Source organism: Acidithiobacillus thiooxidans ATCC 19377, assembly GCF_009662475.1.
Taxonomy (GTDB): Bacteria; Pseudomonadota; Gammaproteobacteria; order Acidithiobacillales; family Acidithiobacillaceae; genus Acidithiobacillus; species Acidithiobacillus thiooxidans.
Genome location: NZ_CP045571.1, coordinates 1,591,026 through 1,615,620 on the forward strand (window position 1 = coordinate 1,591,026; position 24,595 = coordinate 1,615,620).

At 49.5% G+C, this 24,595-nt stretch carries 19 protein-coding genes; 7 read left to right on the top strand and 12 right to left on the bottom strand.

Features of this window, described 5'->3' with window-relative positions; translation table 11 throughout:
- Window positions 1–60 precede the first annotated feature (60 nt).
- The 3 genes from GCD22_RS08415 to GCD22_RS08425 all read left to right on the top strand — a co-directional run bounded on the left by GCD22_RS08415 (window position 61) and on the right by GCD22_RS08425 (window position 7,160).
- Complete coding sequence (locus tag GCD22_RS08415; protein WP_170286718.1) at window positions 61–2,484, top strand: DEAD/DEAH box helicase; 2,424 nt, start codon at window positions 61–63, stop codon at window positions 2,482–2,484.
- 229 nt (window positions 2,485–2,713) lie between these two features.
- Entirely contained in the window at window positions 2,714–4,042 is a 1,329-nt protein-coding gene (locus GCD22_RS08420) for an RNA-guided endonuclease InsQ/TnpB family protein (RefSeq protein ID WP_153940650.1), read from the top strand.
- Between the two features lie 70 nt (window positions 4,043–4,112).
- The gene (locus tag GCD22_RS08425) at window positions 4,113–7,160 is read left to right on the top strand and encodes an Eco57I restriction-modification methylase domain-containing protein (RefSeq protein WP_153940651.1); all 3,048 of its coding nucleotides are present in this window, start codon (window positions 4,113–4,115) and stop codon (window positions 7,158–7,160) included.
- A 262-nt stretch (window positions 7,161–7,422) separates the two neighbouring features.
- On the opposite strand, the gene GCD22_RS18165 is transcribed toward GCD22_RS08425, so the two are convergent.
- The 11 genes from GCD22_RS18165 to GCD22_RS08480 all read right to left on the bottom strand — a co-directional run bounded on the left by GCD22_RS18165 (window position 7,423) and on the right by GCD22_RS08480 (window position 17,335).
- Window positions 7,423–7,959, bottom strand: coding sequence for an endonuclease domain-containing protein (locus GCD22_RS18165; protein ID WP_153940652.1), 537 nt, complete (start codon window positions 7,957–7,959; stop codon window positions 7,423–7,425).
- A gap of 408 nt (window positions 7,960–8,367) precedes the next feature.
- Window positions 8,368–8,739, bottom strand: coding sequence for a type IV secretion system DNA-binding domain-containing protein (locus GCD22_RS08435; protein ID WP_170286721.1), 372 nt, complete (start codon window positions 8,737–8,739; stop codon window positions 8,368–8,370).
- Window positions 8,740–8,967: 228 nt separating this feature from the next.
- Window positions 8,968–9,705, bottom strand: a complete 738-nt coding sequence (locus GCD22_RS08440; RefSeq protein WP_153940654.1) for a hypothetical protein — start codon at window positions 9,703–9,705, stop codon at window positions 8,968–8,970.
- Between the two features lie 13 nt (window positions 9,706–9,718).
- Window positions 9,719–11,050, bottom strand: a complete 1,332-nt coding sequence (locus tag GCD22_RS08445; RefSeq protein WP_153940655.1) for an ISL3 family transposase — start codon at window positions 11,048–11,050, stop codon at window positions 9,719–9,721.
- 3 nt (window positions 11,051–11,053) lie between these two features.
- Window positions 11,054–11,794, bottom strand: a complete 741-nt coding sequence (locus GCD22_RS08450; protein ID WP_153940656.1) for a hypothetical protein — start codon at window positions 11,792–11,794, stop codon at window positions 11,054–11,056.
- Window positions 11,794–12,954, bottom strand: a complete 1,161-nt coding sequence (locus GCD22_RS08455) for a site-specific DNA-methyltransferase (protein WP_153940657.1) — start codon at window positions 12,952–12,954, stop codon at window positions 11,794–11,796. Before GCD22_RS08455 ends, GCD22_RS08450 begins: the two co-directional genes overlap by 1 nt.
- 222 nt (window positions 12,955–13,176) lie before the next feature.
- Entirely contained in the window at window positions 13,177–15,273 is a 2,097-nt protein-coding gene (locus GCD22_RS08460; RefSeq protein WP_153940658.1) for an ATP-dependent helicase, read from the bottom strand.
- Window positions 15,274–15,294: 21 nt separating this feature from the next.
- A complete protein-coding gene (locus GCD22_RS08465; protein ID WP_153940659.1) occupies window positions 15,295–15,873 on the bottom strand; it encodes a hypothetical protein in 579 nt (192 codons plus the stop codon).
- Window positions 15,874–15,905: 32 nt separating this feature from the next.
- The gene (locus tag GCD22_RS08470) at window positions 15,906–16,487 is read right to left on the bottom strand and encodes a nucleoside 2-deoxyribosyltransferase (RefSeq protein WP_051690672.1); all 582 of its coding nucleotides are present in this window, start codon (window positions 16,485–16,487) and stop codon (window positions 15,906–15,908) included.
- 63 nt (window positions 16,488–16,550) lie between these two features.
- Window positions 16,551–16,739 (bottom strand): hypothetical protein, encoded by a 189-nt coding sequence (locus GCD22_RS08475; protein WP_153940660.1) that lies wholly within the window; start codon window positions 16,737–16,739, stop codon window positions 16,551–16,553.
- Between the two features lie 20 nt (window positions 16,740–16,759).
- Entirely contained in the window at window positions 16,760–17,335 is a 576-nt protein-coding gene (locus GCD22_RS08480) for a phospholipase D-like domain-containing protein (RefSeq protein ID WP_342353877.1), read from the bottom strand.
- Between the two features lie 211 nt (window positions 17,336–17,546).
- Between GCD22_RS08480 and GCD22_RS08485 the strand changes: the two genes are divergently transcribed.
- The 4 genes from GCD22_RS08485 to GCD22_RS08500 are packed head-to-tail and all read left to right on the top strand — an operon-like array spanning window position 17,547 to window position 22,748.
- Window positions 17,547–18,677 (top strand): tyrosine-type recombinase/integrase, encoded by a 1,131-nt coding sequence (locus GCD22_RS08485; protein ID WP_153940662.1) that lies wholly within the window; start codon window positions 17,547–17,549, stop codon window positions 18,675–18,677.
- 22 nt (window positions 18,678–18,699) lie between these two features.
- On the top strand, window positions 18,700–20,316 hold the full coding sequence (locus tag GCD22_RS08490; RefSeq protein WP_211371705.1) for a tyrosine-type recombinase/integrase: 1,617 nt from the start codon (window positions 18,700–18,702) through the stop codon (window positions 20,314–20,316).
- On the top strand, window positions 20,317–22,233 hold the full coding sequence (locus GCD22_RS08495) for a site-specific integrase (protein ID WP_211371706.1): 1,917 nt from the start codon (window positions 20,317–20,319) through the stop codon (window positions 22,231–22,233). It abuts the gene before it with no gap.
- Window positions 22,234–22,235: 2 nt separating this feature from the next.
- Window positions 22,236–22,748, top strand: a complete 513-nt coding sequence (locus GCD22_RS08500) for a hypothetical protein (RefSeq protein WP_193354170.1) — start codon at window positions 22,236–22,238, stop codon at window positions 22,746–22,748.
- A gap of 234 nt (window positions 22,749–22,982) precedes the next feature.
- Here GCD22_RS08500 and GCD22_RS08505 read toward each other — a convergent pair whose 3' ends face one another.
- On the bottom strand, window positions 22,983–24,434 hold the full coding sequence (locus GCD22_RS08505; RefSeq protein ID WP_153940664.1) for a sigma-54-dependent transcriptional regulator: 1,452 nt from the start codon (window positions 24,432–24,434) through the stop codon (window positions 22,983–22,985).
- Window positions 24,435–24,595: the final 161 nt, after the last annotated feature.

The window sequence follows — 24,595 nt, forward strand, 5'->3', positions numbered from 1 at the left end:
TAATTGTCTTATCCCGTAACAGATCATATGATAAAGGAAAGTTCCACAGGACGGGGTAACATGCTATCTGAAAAGCAGGTACAAAAGATTCCGATAAACGGGTCATTTTCCGGTTTATTCCAAGCGGGAACCACCTCTTATTCTGTAAACGGCTTGGCGGTATCGGACCACCCGCTGCAAAAGCGCAATGATCAATGGCGTGACAGTTTATTGCGGGCCGTGTTTACCTTACCCATGCGTTACGCGGACCGCCGCACGCTCTGGAACATCCCGGAATTTGAAGAAGACACCAAAGTCTATGTCAAAGGAACGGTCATCAGTAAGCGGACGGTCCACAGCAAAAAGGGTCCGTTTCTGGATGTCCGTCTCAAAGACACACTGGGGCACGAGTTTCAAATCCTCTGGTTTAATTTTCGCGCCTATCAGGAAAAAATCCTGCAAACCGGCAATCAGCATATCTTTGCGGGAAAGCCCAAAAGGAAAAACGCCTTGTGGACCTTATTCAATCCGGAAGTGCTGTCTGCCGCCGATATGGGCAGTATTCAACCTATCTACCGCAAGGAAGGCAAAGAACATTCGGAACAGGTCAAAAAACGGATTCGTCTCCTGATTAAGGAAAGTGCGACATTTATTCCCGCACTGTTTCCGGCGTATTTGAATCAGGTACTGCAGTTGCTGGATCTCCCGGCTCTGGAAACGGCGCTGCGTGACACCCACTGGCCGAGCGACCTGGAAAGCGCCTATCTGGCCCATAACAGTCTGAAAGTCGCAGAAATGCTCTGGCATATGGAAACCATGACGCAGCACCCCGCCAGTCGGGTCACGGCTATCCGTCCGGTCCTGCAATTTTCCCAAGCCCAGCAACAACGCCTGCTAGAAGCGTTGCCCTTCCCGCTTTCCGCTTCCCAACAAAAAGCTTGGGCAGGTATACAGCAATGCCTCAGCCAGCCCCGCGCCCAGGACCTGCTCATTCTGGGCGGCGTCGGCTCGGGGAAAAGTGCGCTGGCTTTTCTGGCTGCCCTGGCTCAGGCTACCGCAGCTACCGGACCGAACCAGGTACTGTTGATTGCGCCAACGGTCATTCTCGCCAGCCAACTTTATGAAAATCTGCTTGGTATCGCCGCCACACTCGGATTGGGCGTGGGGCTCTATGGTCGGGACAAGTATGCATCCGATACCCTTACTCATACCCGCCTATGGGTCGGTACTCATGGGTTACTCACGACGGTGAACAACTGGGATGACATAGGGCTCGTGGTCATGGACGAAGAGCACCGCTTTGGCAAGGAAATCAAAAATCTGCCCGCGCATGTGCATCGTATCCTCATGTCCGCAACTCCTATCCCGAACACTCTGGCGCAACAACGCTTCGGTGCCATGCAACTGTTCCGCATCCGCAATGACCATCATCAAAGATCCGTACACAGTACGGTCTTACCCCGCAATGCGCCACAGGCAGCGATGGAACAGGTCCAGAAAACCCTGCTGCGCCAGCGGAAGGCCATCGTGGTGTATGCGGCCGTCCAGGAGCGGGAAAGTCTCACCCTGCCGGAACAGTTTTACTTTCTGCATCCGCAACTACCGGGCGATCAGGCGATTCGCATTGAAGCCCGTCACATCCATCCGGATCTCGACCCACAGCAACCCATCGAAACGGGTAAGCTGGCCCGGGTATTACTGCCCTATAGTGAAAACTTGGCGCGCCAAAACCCGCAGGTTATCGAGCGGTTTTACCGGCTGAACAAAACCTTTTCCGCCAAGAAAATTCTCGAGGGTGCGGACCAACTGGAACTGATAGAACAAGACCTCCTGCTCTACGACAAAGACCAGCCCGACCGTTTCTTCCTCGCACCCATCAGCTGGTTACGCAAAGGCAAAAATGGTGCGCTCAGTACCAAAGCCATTCTATCGGCCTGCCAGCAAGAGGCCTTGCCCGCCATGCCGGTTTTACGCGGGGCGCAGTTGCTGCAGGGGAAAAGCCTGGAATCTTCCCGAACCTTTTGGGAACAGAAATTCCCTGGAAAAACGGCTTTTCTGCATGGACAAATGACGGATAGTGAAAAGGCCGCCGCCCTGGAAGGGTTTCGCTCAGGCCAAACGCCCCTGCTGATTGCAAGCAATATTGTCGAGGTCGGTATCGACGTGCCCGGCGCGGAAACCGTGGTGGTGGCCGATGCTGACCGCATGGGGGTCGCCAGTCTCGTGCAAATTCGTGGGCGCGTAGGCCGCCACGGAGAACCGGGTTACTGTTTCTTTTTGGGTTCTGCACGAGATCGTGACGCCATGCAACGGCTCGAAAAAATTGCCCGCGAAGAGAATGATGAGCATCTGGCTATTCAGGATTTTCTCGAACGCGGTTTCGGAAGTGCCGGCCAGGCCCAATCCGGGAATGCCGCGCGCCTGTTCCGTCTGCCCAGAGACGCCCGTTTATTTTTGAAAGTCGCGCAAATCCGTGCATCCGTGAACAACGCTACCCAAGCCTAATAGCTATTGGATGGCGCTTTGTCTTTGGCGAGCGCCGGTGTATTGGTGCCCAATTTATTGGTTGACCCGGGACCCAAAGGTTCAGTGAAATGTCCCGATAGAGATCGGCTGTGCTGGGATTCTTCACGCTGGTTTATCCTCACGAAATATTGCAGAATCAACCCTGCAGCATTGACAAAACATCGGACGAATATTCACAACTGATCAATGGTTCTGTATCATTGTGAATATGGATGAATTACCAATTACCCAGGCACTAACCTGCAAGCTGAAATTGCTGTTAACTAAAGAGCAAGCGGAAGTGGTGCGCAGCACGGCGTTGGCTTACCGTGCTGCCCTGAATCACGCATCCGTCGTGGCTTTTGCCAACGGCAAAATGTCGCAGGGTATGAAACTGCAGACGCTGGTGTACCAAGATTTGCGGGAGAAATTCGGACTGCCTTCTCAAATGGCCTGTAACGCGCCCAGGCAGGTAGCAGCGGCGTACAAAACCCTCTGGGAGCGTGCCAAATCCAATGCTGCCAATAAGACAAAAGGCGGTACAAAACGGCGCTACAAAGGGCTCGACAAGGCCCCGAAGTTCACCGCCATGACCGTGACCTTGAACCATCGCCGGGATTGGGCTTTGGGGAAAGAACAAACGGTCAGCATCGGTACTTTGCAGGGCCGCATCCGGTGCCGATACGAAGGATGGAGCCGTCACCTGGAGTGGTTGGAATACACGCTGGCCCACGGAATCACTCTAGGTGCCGCCAAGCTCTGGCAAGATCCCGGAACCAAAGCATGGTACCTGCTGGTTTCCGTAGAAAAGGCGCTGGACAGTAAAGCTATGGATAGTATCACCACCGTCAAGGGTGTGGATTTGAACCGTCGAAACATCGCAGTCGAATCCAGCACACGGGGAAAATGTCGTTTTTATCCTGGTGGGCACCAGAGGCATCTGGCCGAACGTGCCGCCAGCACACGGAGTGCGTTGCAAACGAAGGGCACTCGCGGAGCCAATGCGGTTTTGAGGAAACTGGCCCTGCGAGAAAGACGGCTGAATGCAGATACAGCGCACTACGTCAGTAAGGCCATCGCTGAGCCACACGCGATGGTCGGTTTGGAGTGGTTGAAAGACATCCGTGATCGTACCGAGCGTCGTCACTCAAAGAAGACTTCGGTGAAACGGCGTAAGGCCAACCGCAGAGTCAGCAGTTGGAGTTTTGCGGAGGTGCAGGCCAAAACCGCGTACAAAACCCGTTTGTCGGGTGGCGTACCGATTTGGGTCGATGCAGATTACACGAGTCAGACATGTCCAATATGCGGACATATTGGACGAGAGAATAGGCCAAATAACGGCTTACTCTTTATCTGTGCAAAATGTGGTCATACACTTCATGCCGATTTAGTGGCAAGCAGGAATATCAATATGAGAACGCTTCTTGTCCGGCAGGTCTGGGCAAGGACGGGGCGATTGTCAGCCGTCCCTGAAGCATCGGGCAACGAAACCAAAGCTGCAGACCTGCAAAGGTATGCGGAACTGAGGTGGAGCCTGAGTGCAAGTTCCGTCCTTTAGGTCGGATCTGTTGACGGGTTGTGGTTTTGCAGAAGTTTCATAAGCGAATTTTAACAGATAGGCTTACTTCATGTCCGTCCACAATAACTTCCAGGGTGCCCACGCTGCCGTCATCGGCCTCGTCGAGCAGTTTGAAAAAAACCTGCAACACTATTTAAGCTCAAACTACAATGAACAGGAAGTCAGAAAAGATTTCCTGGACAAGTTTTTCATGGCGCTTGGTTGGGATGTCAATCATGAGACACAGACCAATCCCTATGAACAAGAGGTCAAGATTGAAAAGAGCGTAACAACTGGCTCTGCGAAACGCAGAGCCGATTACTCTTTTTCTTTGCCTCCTCAATTCACCAATCGTCCCCGATTTTTTGTTGAGGCCAAGCGGCCACAACAGGATATTGCGACGCCAGACAACTACTTCCAGTCCATTCGTTATAGCTGGAGCCATCAATTACCGCTGGTGGTTTTGACCGACTTCCATAGCTTCCACATCATTGACAGTCGGTATCGCCCCGACATCAAAACGGCATTGCTCCGAAAGTTGGCGGTATACAGCTACCGCGAATACCGCGATCCGGAAGTGTTTGCCAAGATTTATTGGCTGTTCTCAAGAGAGGCAGCTCTTGGGGATGCGATCAGAAAGTATGGAGATACGCTCGAAAAAACAACATCTACTAACAAGCAATTGGGTTTGTTCTCTGGTGGATACCAAAACATCGACGATGCCTTTTTGGAACAGCTTGACCAATACCGCGAGGAACTTGCTCGATCATTCAAGCGGCACAATCCTCAATTAGACAGCGAACAGTTAACCGAAGTAGTCCAGCGCCTCTTGGATCGTTTGGTATTCACTCGATTTCTTGAAGATAAGCTCATTGAGCCGAATCCAATCATCAGTCAACTTGGCACCAAGAAATCGGCATGGAAACAGTTCATCAGTGAATGCGACAGGCTGGACAAGCAGTACAACGGAGTCGTTTACAAGCACCATGCAATTCTCGATTCACCGAAATTGGTTGTTGATGATGCCGCATTCTTGGGAATCTGCGACGATCTAACAGACCCCGCATCTCCCTATGACTTCAATGCCATCCCGGTTGAAATTCTCGGAAGAATTTACGAACGTTTTCTGGGCAAGATCATTGTCGCCACCGCCAAGCGAGTAAGGGTGGAGGAAAAACCAGACGTCCGCAAAGCTGGGGGTGTCTTTTACACGCCTGATTACATCGTTGCTCACATGGTGGATCAGTCCATCGGCCCCAAAGTTAAAGGCAAATCTCCCGAGGAGATTCTTTCCATCAGGGTTATTGATACGTCATGTGGAAGCGGGTCATTTCTTATTGGGGCCTATGGATACATATTGACAGAGCTTGCCCGCACTTATGCGGACAACCCCAGGCGGGCCAAAAAGAACGATATTGTTATGCGCGATGGCATCGTGCATCTCTCAATCCACAAAAAACGTGAAATTCTGATCAAGTGCATATTCGGGATTGACATTGACGCGCAGGCGATAGAAGTGACCCAGTTGTCGCTATATCTCAAGCTATTGGAAGACGAGACAACCGACAGCGCACAGACCCAGCAGTTGGAATTGGCAGCCGCACTGCTGCCGTCGCTCAATCAAAACATCATCGTTGGCAACGCATTGATTTCACCCATTGATGATGACCTGTCCACCATCGATCTCTATGACACACTCAAGGCTATTGATATCCATAGAACTTTTCCACAGGTCATGCAGCGTGATGGCGGATTCGATCTCGTTATCGGAAACCCTCCGTACATCAAGGAATACACTAACCGCGAAGCCTTTGACAACATCCGCAACTCGCCCTATTACCAGGGTAAGATGGACATTTGGTACATGTTTGCCTGCCGCGCGCTGGATATTCTGAAGCCAGAAACCGGCACTTTGGCATTTATTGCGACCAACAACTGGACGACCAATTTCGGCGCGAAACGGTTGCGTGGAAAAGTAAGCAAGGATGCACGTATTGAACAGCTAATTGATTTTGGAGACTTTAAGGTTTTCAAGGAAGCAGGGATCCAGACCATGATTCTGATCGCCAAGCGGTCGAGCAAGCCCGATTCTTATGGTTTTGATTACCGAATTTTGGGCGGCGAGAAACGCACTTTGGCAGACGCACAGGGCTTATTGGAGAAATCGGATATTGCCAATGTCACCTACCTATCGCCGGAATTCAATCGCGCTAGGCTTGGCGACTCAACGTACACTTTTTCTGACGCCGCAACCGAAAAACTCTTATTGAAAATAGCACATTGTTCAAATTTTACATTAAACGGCGATGATGAAGTCGCTCAGGGAATAGTGTCGCCTCAAGACTTTGTGAATAAAAAGTCGCAAGCCGTGTTGGGCTCTAAATTTTCAGTTGGACAGGGCATTTTTAATCTCACTCAAAGCGAAGTGGACGCGCTGATGCTTTCAGCGGAGGAAAAGCGATTAATCAAGCCGTTTTACACAACACGAGAACTCGGTCGATATTGGGAAGATCCTGAAAATCAATTATGGATTATTTATACGGATTCATCGTTCAAAAACCCTGCATCTCTGAAGTCGTACCCCAATCTTAAGGCGCACCTGGATCAGTTCAGGAAAATTATCACATCCGATAACAAGCCGTATGGCCTGCATCGCGCACGCGACGAAAGGTTTTTCAAAGGCGAAAAAATCATCTCTGCCCGTAAGTGCGCTCAACCAACATTCACATACACGGATGGTGATTGCTACGTTTCTCAAACCTTTAATGTCATCAAAACCGCCCGAATCAACCAAAAGTATTTAGCGGCGTTACTAAACTCCAAAGTGGTACGATATTGGTTGCAGCACAAGGGGAAGATGCAAGGCAAACAATTTCAAGTGGATAAGGAGCCACTACTTGCTATTCCACTCGTCGCGCCGACAAGTGCAGAGCAGCAGCGTATTGCCAGGCTTGTTGATCTGATTTTGCAGGCGTCCCAGAAGCGGCATATCGAAGTCCTGGATTCTCATCGTGACCGGTATCAACAAATCATCGACCAGACGGATGCCAAAATTCAAGAGGCCGTTTACAATTACTACAAACTGACTCAGTCTGACATTGATCTAATCAATAATTAGATTGTTCCTGACCGAAAATATAATTGCCTTTAATAAACAGCGTGTTATAATGCGCTCTACCGTTTGATGTAGCCGATTTTGCGATGCGACGATTCTCTTTTTATGCCTTTTTAGGATTATGATGCGGTTATCCATTAAAAACATGGGCGTTTTTCAAGACCTGTTACAAACGTAGCGGGTTGATTACCGCTTTCCCTGGTCAACCGAGCCTGCGTACTGCCTTGCAAGCTCCGCCCTTCAGGGCGGGGTAGTTGACCCCATTCTACATCTGCAGCGCCTGCTCAATCTGCTCGATAATTTTGTCCATATCTTTGCGGATATCTTTCGCCGTGTAGTGCAGGATACGCCAACCGTTCAGAACCAGCAGATTACGCCGTTCTCTATCGCTCTGGTGATCCCGCAAAAACTTACCGTGATACTGCCAGCCGTCTGCTTCAATCCCCAAAAGATGAGATGGAAAAGCAATGTCGATGAGAAACTTGCGATTTGCCAGTGGCTTGTACTCCCGGCGAGCATTGGGCCATCGTCGATAAATCACCGGCCACAGAATGGCTTCAATCGGGGAACATTCTACTGAACAAGATTTTTTCGATGCTCGCGCACGGCGCGGAGGCTGTATAGATTGTGCATTGATAGCGCGTTGACATGATGTTGGTAACTGCCGGGGACTGCGGACTCTGAGCATGCGTATCCATTTTCCAATGTGAATTGAGCTTAATATGGCATGCGCTTTAACGCAGTCGGTGAAGAATAACCGCCTTTTTTCGTGTTTTTTTAGAATTCTTTTTAAACAACCCACGGGACAGACTGCGTGTTAATGTCTACTTCGGACGATGCCCCATGAGCGCCTTGGCCAGAATAGCATTATCAACTTGGGGAGATGGCGAATACATCCGGGAAGTAGCGACCGGTGAAGATACAGAGTGCTTTGCCGCATGGGATGCAGGAAAAATGTAATAGAACGCGAAAATACCAAAAGCAATAGCACCGATCCACGCAAGAATGACAGGCAGCATGACAAGAAGAAACGCAAGTCACCACTTTTACCAGATGTAGACGTGTCCGAAACATCATCCATAACTCACCTCCAATAGGAAATTAACATTTTTGGTCAACTAACTGGATCAATATATTCAATATATCATGGCCTACCCAGTCAGTTGCTAACAGGCATTACGGAAACGCCATCCATCACACACCTTAATTTTTAATCAGCGTGTCGGGCTGTCCCACGGTAACCTACGGAATTGAAGCGCCGATTGAGATGCGCAAGCATGGTAACGCAAATGCTTTTTGCCGTTAATGAATCCGGATATCCAGAAATCAATGTGATAGCCTCCGGATCCTCTGATTGGACAATGCGTTTCAGTGTATCCGCATCTGCAAGTACCGCATTCGCACGTTCTTGCAGTTGCGGAAATCCCCAAGTTTCGCCCTGTTTTTTGTCCATGTCAGAAATGATCGCTGCCGTTAATCGGCGCGCCCCAATCACCCAAAATGGATCTTCGCCATTGTTTGGAATGAGTTGCCGTGCCAAGCTCTCAGCATGATGTTGTGTGGATTGATTGATGTTCTCCATAAAAACTCCTGTGCAGTGTGCATACGTCATTGGGCAGTCAGGACCGGATAAATCAGCAGTCCACGGAAGCCTGTACAGATTCACACACAACAAAGGAGGAATGGTTTGAAATAACCGCTTCTTTTCTCGTTTTTTTCCAAGTAGTGATGCGGCCCGCGCCTTTGTGCCATGACGCAGCTGCACTTACCTGAATGTGCGGAAAACCCCGGCGTTCAGGGCGGGAGGAAGTTAACGGAAGCCAAATGACCGCATATCTTCTAAAAAAACCGATACCGGATAGGTCATATTTGGCGCCGTTTTCCACGGCCCGAAGGCCATGTAAATACCGATGATATTGAAGGACAAGAAAAAAATGACAACGAGTATGATTGCGCCCATCAAAAGCTCTGGAACATTATTACCCTGATAGAAGATTAACAGGAATGCCGCAAATATGGCCCAGCGTGACTCACTATCGAATCGTGTCAGAAAACCGTCCGATCCCATGGGGAATGCCCACAATGAAGGACTACCACGTTTCCTAAGTGATGCAGACAATGCACTGCCATAGGCTGCGGCCTGGGCCTTGTCGCCAAAGAGGCGTTCTATGGCTGCCGATCTTCGGCGAGCCAATAGAGATCGCCATTTCCCCAAATACAAGACCAACAGCGGAAACAAGCTACCCATAACTGCCGGCAAAATATACCCATTAAGACTTATCGGAATCCGCTCTCCATGCGCACCAAACCAAGCAGCGGTTAGAACGATGATCCCTGCCAACAAATTGCCGCATACCCCAACGATCAGGATCAGCGTGTCCAGCCACGGCAAGTACAGTCCAGAGCCGTAGACCTCACGCAAATAACGCAAAACACGTTGCCCACGCATGTCCTGAGAATCTCTGTGCTGTATCCAGTAGGCCAAAACGTCTGTTACGCCGATATTCGCAAATCCGCGTCTCCAAAAAATCGGGTAAGTAAATTCCATGATGGATCTGCCATCACAGCAGCCCGTCCTCAGCCAGCCTCAGCAAAGTGGATATGTCCACGCCTACGCTGATTTCGCCGACAGCCTCTTCCGTTGATCTGGACGGTTCGCACACTGCAAGCGAGTAGCGGTTATCCATCTCCACAGGCTTCGGACGGGCATAAAGTCTCTTCTTCTTGTGCCCGGCATGATTGGTCAGGAATATCCGCGACCGCAGCACCTCGAAGCTGTAGCCCCGGCCCATGCGGTTGGCGACGCGGATCAGATTATTGGCTGACTCCGCACAGGCGTTGGTCAATCCCCAATCGAAGTAGGCCAGAATCTCATCCCGCCAGTTGTGGAATGCAGTGATCAGCGGCTGGTACGCGGTTTTCGTCTCCGGCGCCAGGCTATTTTCCCATTGCCCCTGAAGATGCAGTGCCTCTTCCTTGCTTCCTGCGTCATAGAGGGCATAGAAGGCTTCCTTGATGTTGTAGGCCGCTTCCAATTCCGGCAGATTCCTGAGCCAACCGGACAGCATGAGAGCGGCTTCAGGTCTCAGGTCTTTTGGGCGCATGAGCAGCAGCTTGCGGTCTTTCATCAGGGTGCGGCGCTGCCTGGCGGTCATGGCCGCCCCGAGACTTTTCCGCATCTGGTCCAGCGCGGCATTCGCCATTTTGAGGACGTGGAACTTATCCACGACGACACCGGCATCCGGTAGCACTTCACGCACGGCGTCCCGGTACGGCCGCCACATGTCTATCGTGACACACCGGATGCGCTCACGGTCCGGCAGACCAGAGAGATACCGGACGACGCTTTTCTTGTCGCGGTTATCCAGCATCTCGATGACCAAGCAGCCTTTTGTATTAGTAAATACCGCTCGTGGCCTGCGGATGAGGTGGATTTCGTCAATGCCCATGAACTGCGGCGTCTCGATCTTCAGGGCCGCACCCAGTTTCGCTGAATGGTCATTAAAGACGGCCTTGACCGTCATGTTGCTGACCCCGGTTTCTTCGGCGAGTTGGGCAAACGTCTTGCGGGCGGAATGCTCGCCCAGCCAGTTCACCAGGCGGGTGGTCATGCGCCGCTTTTCATCCACGGCGGGCAAGGGCTCGTAGAACGTCTTGCGGCAGTCCTTGCAGCGGTAACGGCGCGTGTCGATACTGATGCCCACACGTTTACCGTGAATAGGCAGGTCATGGATCAGTTGCTCACGGTGGCCGTACCGGACCATATCTGCGCCGCAGCAGTGTATGCAGGCGGCGGGAGGCGCGATGGTTTCCGCCCGGATGTGGTAGTCCGGACCGGAATCATCGACTTGCAGGACGCGGTATTCGGGAAGGTTCAGGATGTTGGGGAGCATGGATTATGGCTTTGGGATGTCCAACATAGTACTTATCATTTCCCAAGCATCCATTCCCCCGCAAATGGGCGTGATAGCCTGATACAATGCGCCGTCTTGATCGCTGCGGATGCTCCCATTGTGTTGCAGAGCTTCGCGGCTAGATCCGCCGACAATATATCCGGCAACCTCGTTGACATCTAACTGATTTTCAAACACGGCGACATCTGGCCAATTGTCTTCACGGGCCAAGTCTTTGGGACGCAAATGGTACATGACCTGCCAATACCAGTCGCGGGGAGTTTCGGCTGGTTTATTAGCGGAAACATACCACCCATAAATCGACATTTTCTGGATGATCTTATTTGGTTTCCCTAATCTATAGGAAAATGAAGAGCGTACTTCTATTTCTTCTATGCCTGACGCGGTTTCGAGCGTTAAATCATACGGATCAGGATGCTGGAATCCATCTGTTCGGTCGCTATCGTATTCATGAACAGTGTAACGTGAGGATAACTTGTATTTCCTTATCGCCCTTTGGATCAACTGGAATACTGCTGCATCGGCTAGCTTTCCGGCAATTATACGGTTTCTGATTATCTCTGGTGATCGTTTTACCCCGCCGGGGCTATGAATATTGATGTAGTGCATCTTGCTATCAGCAATAGCCTGAGCCGCATTGATGTCGTCTGCATCAAAATCCACTTTGACGACAACGTATTTTGGTCGTCCCGTACACCCCCAATTGGGATCGCTGAACTTCATTAAGCAATCGCCAGAACGGGTTGCTTATTGCTTCGAACAGGAGTGCTTTTGATGTTGATTTCATACGAACAGTCCGGGAAATGGGCCTCAAGACGTTTTCGTAAAAGACCCACGGCAAGAGCAGACTGATCAATGGCAATCCACTTTCGCCCCATCTTTTGCGCAGCATGTGTGGACGTGCCACATCCTGCGAACGGATCCAGCACCACATCACCCATCCGACTGCTGGCGGCGATAATGCGCTCCAGGAGCGCTAATGGCTTCTGTGTTGGATAGCCAAGGCGTTCTGCTGCGGTATGGCATAGCGGTGGAATATCCAACCAAAGTCCTGGACACGGGGTACCTTTCTGCTCGTGGAGATAACGCTTTAGATAAGGCCGCCCCGTAGAGCTCCAGGTAAGCCGATCTTCAGCGTCCAGTCTCTCAACCTTATCGCGGACCATTCGCCAACCCCATTCCGGGCGGTATCCTTTATATTCATACGCCAAGTTCGGGCGTGGCCCCATGGACGCGGTTCGGATGATTTCATGGAGCCGATAGCGCCCACGGGCATCCTCAAACCGGTAAAACTTGCGCACATATTCTGGGTCGTGCGCCAAATATACGGGATTCCACGTAAAACCACGGCCTGCGTAGAACAGTAATGTGTCATGGATGTGTGCCCACTTCTTGCTGTCGTTATGGCTGCTGGTGCGCTTCCATACAATTTCGTTACGAAAATTCTCGGCGCCCAAAATAGCATCCATAATGACTCTCAGATAACTACTAGCGGAAGCATCACAGTGTAAGTACAAGCTCCCGCTGGTCTTCAACACACGACGGAGCTCCAGCAGTCGCACACCCATCATGACCAGGTATGCCGCTAGGCCATTGTTGCGCAGCCCGTTGGCCAATGCACCGAGTAGATCTGCCAAGGTTGCATTACGAGTCCTGAGATCATCCAGTATTCGCTTGGACTCACTGGTCCACTCCCAGGTGTCCACGAACGCAGTGACGCTATTGCATGCCCGGCCAGGAATTGAATCAGCGGACACATAGCTATAGTCGGCATCAGAGGCAAATGGCGGGTCCAGATAGATCAGGTCGATACTTCGATCTGCTATGTGGTTGCGTATGACTTGCAGGTTGTCGCCAAGGTAGAGCTTGTTGTCGTTACGCATTACGGTCGCCTCAATCCATCACGAAACTGAATTTTAAGGTAGACTACACAAGGCGGGCTGTCAACCACGAATCTTAATTTTTAACCACTGTGCCGGGTGGGTCTATGGCGAGCAGATCCATCACGAAATTTACTGACCCAAAAAATCCAAAGCAAAAATATCAGTAATGGTAAATATCCGAGAGCATTGTGTATCATTGTTCGATCCTATGGTCCAACTCCGTTACCACCAATCGCCATCACTTCCCGTCTCTGACCCAACCAGCTTGCGACTTGACGCCTGCACCAATCGTGCAGCATCCCCCAACAAATGCGCCGGGATTTCCTGCACAAACCGGGAAACAAAATGGCTATCCAGACCATCTTCGGCCTCGTCATCCCCGGCATCTTGCGTGTACCCGAAGCTCTGGCGGTTTCTTACGCACGACAAAAATAAAGAAAACTTGGAACGCGTCACAGCCACATAAAACAGCCGCCGTTCTTCCTCCAGATTGCAAAATCCGCTTTGCGTGATTTTTGGGAATTCCCCATCTTCTAACCCCAACAAAAAAACATACGGAAACTCTAGGCCCTTGGCTTTATGCACGGTCATCAGACTGACCGTTTCGCCCTCTTTTTTCTTTTGACCGCCCTGATCCGAATTCAGTACGGCATCTGCCAGAAACTCGCTCAACAAATCCCCCGGCGTTCTGGCCAGGCTTTCCATATGCAATCCCGTCGCGCGCATTTCGTGATGAAACACACCCGCCGCAATGACCAGTTCTTGAAGGTTTTCCGCGCATTCTTCGCCGCGTTCTTTCGCAGCCGTAATGTAATATTGTTCGAGTTTCGTGAGCGCCAACATTTTTTTGACCAGAACCACCAGACCCTCCGCCTCGTAAACCTGGCGGAGGCGATGGACTATTTGCACAAATGACTGAATAGATGCCTTTTTATCCGAGTGCAAAACATCCCACAGCGCGACCCCCTGCTTTTGTGCCATCGTTTTCCATTGCTCTATGGTCTTGGCGCCTACGCCGCGCCGTGGGGCGGCGATGGCTCGGAAAAGCGCCATTTCATCCAGCGGGTTTTGCACCAGTCGCAACCACGCCAGGGCATCTTTTATCTCGCGTCGCTGGAAGAAATTCAGGCCGCCATAGATCCGGTAAGGAATATCCCGGAACACCAGGGCTTTTTCGATACCGCGAGAAAGCATGTTTTTTCGATAGAGCACGACGATATCCGCCGGAGGAATCCCATCAGCCAGGAGATTGCGGATCCGATCGGCAATGGCGCCGGCTTCGGCTTCTGCATCGGCAAAAATATCCAACTGAAACGACCCGACATCCTGGCGCTCGGTCCAAAGCCGCTTACCGATACGATTGGGATTATTCGCAATCACGGCGTTAGCGGCATCTAAAATCGTGGACGTACACCGATAATTCTGTTCGAGCCGAACCAGGTGGTTGGGCGTGTACCTTTTCAAAAAGCTTTGCATAATGCCCGCATCCGCGCCACGCCAGCCGTAGATGCTCTGGTCATCGTCCCCGACCACAAACGTCGGGACAGAATGCCCGGTACCGGTTAGATGCCCGATAAACTCCACCTGGATAGGGTTGGTATCCTGAAATTCATCGACCAGGACCATGCGTAAATGCTGGTGAAACACTGCGGCCACTTCGGGATGATGGCGCAACACAAAATTGCTTTGCAAAACCAAATCCGCAAAATCCAGCGCCTGGCTGCGTTTCTTTTCCGCTTCATACGCGGCATATAGCATCCGGGTAAAATTGGCGCTTGCTGTTTTTTGGACAGGAACATCGTTGACGTACAGACCCTGTTCTTTCCATTGCGAAATCACAAAGTAATGATCTTTGGGCTTCTCGACTTTTAAATCGGTATCTGGAAACCGGTCTTTCATCACGCGGCGCAGCAAAGCCACGGCCTCGTCTTCATCCATGGGGGCCGCTGTTTCGCAACGTTCCAGACCTATGTGATGCCCGAATTTCCGCAGGAACTTGAGGCCCAGGCTATGAAATGTCCCCAACCGAATTTTCCCGGCGGCTTCCTCACCGACCAGGCGGGCAATGCGCTCTTTGATTTCCTTAGCGGCTTTGTTGGTAAACGTCACGGCTACAATCGCATACGGTTCCATTCCGCCGCGAATCGCATAAGCAATTCGATGTGTCAACACGTTGGTTTTTCCAGTGCCCGCACCTGCAAGAATGGCTCCGTGACTGTCCATAGGCAAAGTAACCGCTTCGCGTTGAGCGGGATTTAAATGTGCCAGCCACGCAGGTTCTTCGTAGAAGGTGGCCTGAGCGCCTGGATTATCCGGCATTAAAATACTCCTTTGCGTCCCTCAAGAGGTCCGCTCTTTTGCAGGCAAAGACAAGCCCAAAATCGGCAACCAGAGATCCAGGCGGTTTAGTGTGAGCTTATGGGCTATTTTAGGATCACGCCCAGCCTTACAGAGCAGGGTTTCGGTATCCGCACAGAGTCGATTCATAATGCTGGAAACCTGATTAGAGAGATCATCCTGAACAGGCACCGCGTATTGGTCTTCCGGCGTCTGGGCCGCATCAGAAAGCAGGTGATTTGGGAGATGGCAACTTAACACCATACGAATGTTTTCCGGATTCTTCGCATTCAAAAACCACAGCCAGTAAATCCACGACTGAGACAAATTACGAAAATAACGCACAAATTCCGGTATCTGGAAGTAAGCCCGCGTGTCTTCTTCGTATCCAGCGAAATACAAAACCAGCGCATCCCGGTTGGTCCAAAGATGTTTTTTCTGATTGATCTTTTTCAGGAATTGCCATGCCGGTTGAATGTCCCCTGACTCCACATCAGCGCGAGGAATAATGCATGGAATCAGGCCCGCCTGATGAAAGACCTGACGGATATTACCGTTATGGATTTTTTGGACGTTCCCCAAAATAGGTTCTCCTAAAGCTGACAAGAAAACGGTTATAAAAAAAGCCCATCAAAAATTTGCTGCACGGTTTCGAGGGCCTTTTCCACATCCTCACCTTGCATATTATACATGCAAGCTTGCGCGATCATGAGATTGCAGGGCAAGTTGAAACGCTCAATGATGAATCCATCTGCACACAATAGTGCGCCATTTTCTGTGCGGGTGGCTTTTTCCGCCAGCCGCTCGCTGGGCGCTTTCACATCGCGGGAATAAGCTACAACCGGTTTCCCATGAGCGACCGCCAACGCAATTTCAAAAACGGTGCCAGCGTCCGGTTCTAACCCACGAAATGGGGTGATATTGGCCACTACCGCATCGGACTTTTTGATCTGTGCGACGCATTGGCGATAGATCTTATCAGCATCGCTGAGAGATCCCATGCGGGTACTGCCGGGCATATCCATTTGGTCCAGATTCTGTTCAGGTGGAATCGGGAAAAGCGGTTCGAAATTCAAGCGTTCACAAGCAGCAGAGACTCGCCGGGCAAAGTCCGGCCAATCCAGGCGGAATACGTCGGGTCCAGCAATGTATATTTGCTTTCTCTTTGAAACATTGTTCGGTTTTTTCTGAGTCATATTTCCCTCATCCCATCAAAAAATAAAAAAGCCCGCCAAATCGACGGGCAATCGCCGCAAAAACTACTCGGTTTCCAAGTCCAAAATCATCCGATGGTGATCATATCGCAGCACAAAAAAAGCAAAGGCTACATAAATCAAACACACGTCAAATAGGACCATGTTGCCATGAATGGCATCACTAACCCCAACTCCAAGGCTCAGGCTGACGATAGTCATGCATGCCATCATGCGCAGCAAGCGGTGCAGCATGACTAGCTCTAAACGCATGGCTATCCAGCCGCTTGCCAGTCCCGATTAAATTGCGCTCGCAATTTTTGCAAATTAGCCGCATTGCGTATCATCAGGCCCATTTCCCGATTGTTCTCAAGGCTGGTCTGGGAAAAATTTTCGGAGCCCACAAAGCCTAATTGCGATCCACAGAGCATCTTGGCGTGGATGTATGTAGGACGCACGGGCATTAAGCGCACCTGCACCCCATGCCGACGCAAATAGTCTACATCCTTTTTATCTTCCCAGCTGATGCTTGCCGGAAGAATTACTCGCGCTAAATGCCCTTTTGCGGCAATGGCATCCAAAGTGGGACGGTAAGGCCCCATTTCTTCGCTTTCGATATCAATCGGTCCAGGCTGGTTAATCACTTTCAATAATTGCGCAGCGGAAGTGCCTGGAGACAACACCAGGACCTGATGCGCATAGGCGGGTGCATGCCGATTATGCCAGTCGGCGTTAAAAACGGCATTGGCGGCAGAGACTATGCGAGGGTTTTTGGTGGTGACGAGATAATCCCGGTTCCGGTGAAAATCATCCCATCCATAATTCGCCGACCCGATTTCACACGCATGCAAGTCGCATTCAAACTTGGCATGGTATGTCACCCTATATTTGTTGACAACAAAGATAAAATATTTACAATAAATTACAAATATGAAATAGTAACCCTTAGAGAGAGGATTGGGCAAGACCCAATTCAGGTGTAGACGTAGGTTGGCATCCAGTTAGAAAAACCCCTTGGAAAGAGAGCCAAGGTAAGGAGATTATCTTTGTTGGGCACATTGCATGAAACTTTTCTTTACCGATTCTACATGTAGCATTGAGGGTGTTGAGCGCCCCAATATTCCTTTTCTGTGCGATGCCCAGATGGAGTTGGTGAGTCCACCCAATCATTATCTGCGCTACATAGCGACAGTCAGAGGCAGAACGCGGTCGGCGAAAACCTGGCAAACTTACGGGTCGAACCTGCTGGAATATTTTGCCTTTCTGGAAGCAAACGGACTGGACTGGAATGCTGTCAGTCAGGGACAAATCGCAGCATGGAGGGATGCCATGCTGGAAAGGGGGTGTGCACGGAGCACAGTCAATCAAAGATTGCGGAGTGTGCACGCTTTTTATGACTGGTCCGTCAAATCGGGAACAGCCACGGTAGTACCCTTTTCCAAACAGGATATTTGGGTGGCCAAACCGCGAGGATTTCTGGCCCATGTGGACGCCAAAGGGGGCCGTCTTGAGGTAAACGCACTAACCCTCAAGACCTACGATTGTAGACCCCAATTTCTATTATTGGAAAAGGCCATCCGTTTTCTGGAAGAGACCCGCCCACGACGGCTGCAATTGATGGGCTATCTCATGCTGTTGACGGGGATGAGACGGGAAGAAGTCACCGCTCTGGACTATCGGGTAGTCCCCAATCCCGCAGGGCGGGATCCAGGAAAACAGATCCCGATGGTCCTGGATGCGAGCATGACACCGACGAAAGGCAACAAAACGCGAACCGTGATGTTGCCTTATGATCTCGCAGTCGCCCTCCATGAATATTTTACATTCGTATGGCCCAAGCTGTTGGCCCTTCATAGAAAAAAATACAAAACTGAAACCACGCGTTTTTTTCTATCCAGAAAGGGGGATCCGCTCTCCATTAAGGGCGTCAATAATGCTTTTGCCAAAGTCAGTATGAAAACAGGTATACCCTGTCATCCACATCTCCTGCGGCATACCTATGGGACCTATGAACTTTTGCGCATGCTCCGAACCAAGGGAGAAAGTCAGGCATTGCTTTGGGTCAAGGATCGTATGGGGCACAGTTCCATTACCACAACTGAACAATACATTCATGCTGCCGATCTGATTCAGCATGATGATATTGACGGTTACATAGCCGATGTCTGCAGGTCGTTGAGCCATGGCCATTAGGCGGACGAAATTAGACCGGAAGGTGTCCCTGACAGAAAAGGACGGCGAGCTGATTGATCTGCCACCCGGTTGGGCTTTCACAATCCAGTGTCCCCATATGGGCGAAGTCCATCTGGATTTTAACCGTTATCGGACGAATGGGAGGGAAGAGCTTGCTGAACAAATACGGGATGTTTTCTGGATGCTGCGCCATTCCTTGTCTGCAAAAAGCATTCAGACATATGAAAATATTGGCTTAAGACGCTTTTGGCTTTTTTTAGATGATTACGAACAAAATTACATTACAAATTTTAGCCAAATTGATCGCCAGGTCGTTGATGATTTCTTGGTATGGTTAGGTCATAAAATATCTACAAAGGGAAAGAACAAAGGAAATAGTTTTCCTATAAATTCCCAACAAAAAACATTTTATTTTGTTAAAAATATATTACTTAACTGCAAGAAATTAGATTTTAATGTCGCGAATAAGAAGTTAACATTTCCTGCAAATCCTTTTCCAAACTCTAATCGTAGTGCATTGCACCGTAAACCCTATTCACAAAATGAACAAAAACAGATTATCAATGCACTTAATGCAGATCTAAAAATAATCCATAGTGAAGACGCTAAAAAAATATCAGATTCCCAAATAATAGCCGTCCACTTGCTGATATTAGGGCTTGCAACTGGAAGAAACCTTAGCTGTTTATTGGATTTACGGCACGATAGCATGCGATCACATCCAATGGATGGCCGCGACGTCCTGATAACTAAAAAACGTCGAGGTTATACAACATTGGCAACATCTCTGAGTAAAAAATATGTGAAAAATGAACAAAAAAATATGGATACAATTCCTTCAAATATTAGTGAGCACTTCAACTTCTTTCGAAATTGGAGCAGATCCACCTATGGCGATGCTCCAGAAGGATTACAGGGATATTTATTCCTTTGGCGTATAGCGCGTGACGAAAGAAAAGGGTTGCTCATCAAGTTGCAAGATTCGTCCGTAGGGAGATTCGTGAAAACGTTTTCAAAGCGACACCGACTTCTGGACGACGAAGGAAAATTACTGAAACTCAATATATCGCGCCTGCGACCCACTATGGCCACGGATCTATACCGGCGTACACGAGACGTGCGTCGTGTGCAGATGGCGCTAGGGCATGCGCAGGCCGATACCACGCTTCGATACTACGTCACACAACCCTTAGAATCAGAAAGAGATTATGCTTTTATAATTAATAGCATGGTGAATCAGTTCTCAAAGACGGAGGTAGAGGGTAAAGTCATGCTGGCAGCAGATGGTTCCGTGCCACTGGAGAATATAAAAAATCTAATGAGTGGTGGATACAATACAGGGATAGCGCGGTGTCAAAATCCGTTTCGCGAAAACGAATCGGTGTGCAAGAAGTTTCTCACTTGTTTTCGTTGCCCCAATATGTGTGTTTTTGAGGATGATCTTTGGCGACTATTAAGCTTTTACTATAGGCTTTTAGCTGAACGTAGCAAAATCAACCCCAACCATTGGGCCAAAACCTATGCGCCCATTATTCGACGCATAGATATAGATATTCTTCCAAACTTCTCCAGTTCTGTCGTCGCCTTAGCGAAGGAAAAAGCCCAAAAAGATCCACACCCTACCTGGCGGAGCGCTTAGATGGCAGCAGGAAATTTATCGTTTCGTGAATTTCGCGCATTGAGCCTGATTGAAAAGATGAAAATACCTGTCTCTATGGATGTCGCTCGAGACGGTTCTTCAGTAGTGGTCAGCCGATTTGGCGATATTATATGGGACTTTTATCCGTTAATTCCACAAGATAATTTAAGCGAATCCGTAAAGAGAATATTATGGGATGTAGCCTTGCCGGATGGGAAAAGGTTGACTGATGCTGAATTTTTATCACTACTAATGGCCTCCAAGGAGTTTATATGGTCACTTTATGCTGAACCGGTAGAAGGGAAAAAGCGTCCTTCATTGCTTACAATAATTCACAAGCACGCTTATTTAAGGCATTTATTGTACTGGATGACGAAAAATAAGATTCGTTCATTCTCAGAGTTGACTGGCCGCAGCATTGAATATTGTAATTATCTGAAGAACAAAAACAATAAACCACTGAAGCCGGGAACTCTGCTAATGTATTTGGGTGTTGTTGAAGATTTATATAAACAACAAGATAAACTGAGTGATGCGATAAGAGCTCATCCATGGCCATTGGAAACGACTTATTCTTTATCCGGCATACTTCAATCATCAAAAAACTACCGAATACCTTCGACAGAGTTTATTCCCGACGATTTTGCCGCTCTAATTGCTCAAAAAGCGATTGATTATGTTGTCAATAAATCTGATTATATATTGAAAATAGAAGAATTCTTTGATCCTTACGGGAAAATCAGCCCGTCAGACCAGTTGGAGTCATTAACAGCAAATATATCCGAGCCATACATTATAAGCACTAAAACCATTCTCAATAAAGAAAAAATATTATTGCGCACTGCTTGTTATATCATCATTGCAATGTTTTCAGGAATACGCGATTCTGAAATAAAATCTCTTGAAACTGATTGTGTGATTCATAGACCAAGCAAAGATGGACTAGTAGATACGATCTGGATAAAAGGAATGATTTATAAAACTGGTCTGCGTCAAAAGTTATGGCAGGTACCGCCTATTGTAGAAACAGCAATTGATGTTTTGACTCGTTTATCGGAGCCATTGCGTTACATATTCGAACAGGAAGAGAAATATATAAAAGATCAATCAATTGAAAACCAAGGAATAATAAATATCGAACACAACAAAAGAATTAATACTATAAAAAAACAAAAAAATAAGCTATTTATTGCTTTGAATAGGAAATATGGTAAATCTATATCCGTAATAAATGGTTCAACCATAAATCATAATATACAGCATTTCTGTGAGCAATTATTGAGTTCTGGTAGCTCTGAAAGCCCATTTCATCTACATCCTCATCAGTTTCGACGAACGTATGCGCGATTCATCGCCCGCTCGGAATTGGGTGATTTACTGGCACTGCGCGAACATTTCGGTCATTGGAGCCTGGATATGACCACTTATTATGCGGATGGGGGTGCAGATGAGTATGAATCGGACATCGAATTGATGGCTATGGTCACGCAGGAAAAGCAAACCCGGCAATCCGAGATTATGACTGGGTTGTTGGATTCAGAGGCCCCTTTGGCCAAGGGTGGTGAATGGCTGAAAGCCTGGCGATCCTCAGTCCGCACGGCGGAAAACAAAGAAAAGCTGATTGCGGAGTATTCAGGATCCATCACCCTGAATGGAACCGGTCATTCCTGGTGCGTGGGAAACGCCCGGGGAACGGGATGTGGGGGCTTGTGCATTTTCGAAGCGCAAATGTGTGTGGATTGCCAGTATGGCATTATTGGTCCTGAACATCGGCCGGTCTGGGAGGGTATTCGTGACCAACAAAAGGAGGCGTTGGCTTTGGATGATATGGGAGAATCGGGTCGCGCCCGGGCGCAGCTGATCCTGGACAAAGCCGAAACCGTTCTACGCAGACTTGAAGCATCAAAGGATCAATAATCATGGGTTCGGACAAAAGCCTCGCAGCCTTGACGCAGCACGGTCAAAACTCGCTCAAGGCGACCCGCCGCAAGCTGGAAGCGGCACTGAGCCGTTTGGTGCATGGTAATCCGCGCCGGGTGAAAAAAGGGAGCAAAATCACGGCCGCCGCCGTGGCTGTAGAAGCAGACGTGGATCGGGCGACGCTATACCGTTTTCATGAACCGATCCTGGTACAGATTCGTAAAATCAACGACACGGCCCCTCGTACACAACTCAAGGCCCATCGTTCCGAATTGGCAGAGGCCGAAGCGAAACTCAAGGAATATCGGAAACTGGTAGAAGAAGCGCAAGCGGAAGTCGCCGCCCTGGCCCGAATCAATTACCGACTGGATCTCCGTATTCATGAACTGGAAACGCAACTGCAGGTTCGTGATGCCCGTATCGCGGACTATCAGAAACAGATGCGAGCGCCCGCAACCTTACAGAAAGTGGTCACCTTACCCAATGCCGGGGATGGAGAGACTCTATCCTGACGGTTTTGCGCCGGAGAATGGCCAATTCCCAAAATGCGTACAAGATGATGCGCGATATTTTCTACAGGTATATCCACTTTTCTTTACTCAAGTGCAACAATAGTTCGCCCCAGTCGCTCACCAGCCAAGAGACTTTTAACTGATTACGGGTTTTCTTAGGAAACGGGAGGGCCTTTATTTTTAATCTGATCAACCCGCTGACACAATCCAACGCGGAGGACTGCGTTAGTTGCATCATGATATCTCTATATCGATGGCGTACCGCTTAATTTTGTTGGCCAGTCCCACCCTGGAAAGGCCAAGTGCTTCGGCGGCGCGACTTTGATTGCCGTGGCAACGTTTCAGCGCAGAGATGACCATGCTACGTTCCAGATTTTCCGTCAGTTCCTTCAATGTACCGCTTTCTCCCGTCGGAATGGGCTGTTTAGGCTCTTTGATCCGGTAGTTAATGATCGTATCGGAAAGGCGATCCGCAGTGATCGGTTGCCCGGATGGGGCGAGTGCCACGGTCCGGCGAATTTCATTTTCCAGTTCCCGAACGTTTCCTGGGAAAGGATACTGTTGCAAGATGTTCAATGCCTCATGACCGATGCCGGCATAGGATTTACCCAGACTCGTGGAGAATTGTTTGGCAAAATGTTCCGCAAGTAATTGGATGTCTTCCGGCCGGTCTCGCAGTGGTGGAATGCTGATTTCGAGTCCCTTCAAACGATAATACAAATCCTGCCGAAAGTTGCCCTGCTCCACCAGTTGGTCGAGCGGCACATTGGTGACGGCGATGATCCGCACATCGGAATAATGCGTTTTATCGCTGCCGAGTGGTTTCACTTCGCCGGATTGCAGGAAACGGAGCAAGTTGGCCTGCAAAGAGACGGACATGTCTTCTATTTCGTCCAACAGGACCGTGCCACCATCCGCCGCAGAGAACAGGCCGAGACGATCGCTCAGCGCCCCAGTATAAGCCCCGCGATGATGGCCAAACAGTTCCGACTGGAGTAATTCTGCAGGAACGCCGCCACAGTTTTGCGCGAGAAATATCTGTTCACGGCGATGGCTGTGGTAATGGATGCCGCGTGCAAGCAATTCCTTCCCGGTGCCTGTCTCTCCATAAATTAGTATGGGTAAATCCGTGGTTGCGGCACGTTTTGCCAGTTCGCATATTTTATGCATGGCCTGACTACAGAAGAATAATCCATCGAATTGGAGTGACGGTTGATTTGGATTCGAAGCGGCAGCGACTGCCTTGGATTTCTGATGTCTGGATAAATCATGGGTAAGTTGGCGATGTTCGCGGGAAATTTCACGGTATTCCAGCGCCCGTTTCAGGCTCAGGGTCACCAGTTCCGGAAATAGAGGTTTCCGCAGATATTCGTAAACGGCGGCGACATGCAGGGCGTCGGCAAACTCGCTGGAGTCCGTACCCAGGCCACATAGAAATCTTATCGCATATGGTTGTCGGGTGCGGAAGTCAAAGAGGCACTGGGTGCCTGACATATCCTCCAGTCTTGCGTCGCAGATGATGACATCCACAGGATGTGTGCCGACGAGGGCCAGCGCCTCTGCGGCGCTGGAGACGATGATGCATTCATACTGTGTGGACAACGCCCAGCTCAGGTTGCGGGCTTCCTGCTCATCCGTTAGGACTAACAAAATAGTAGCGGGGACCGCGCGCTGATTTGCCGTCATCTGTACCTCAGAATGAAAAGAAAGTATGCACGCAGTATATTAACTTTCTTTGCAATTATGCAAGTTGTTTGGGTAGGTTTTTATATATCTTATTGTTTAACAGCAATGTTATTGTTTGGCACCTCTTTTGCTTCGCGATTCTCGTAGTATCCATTGACTAT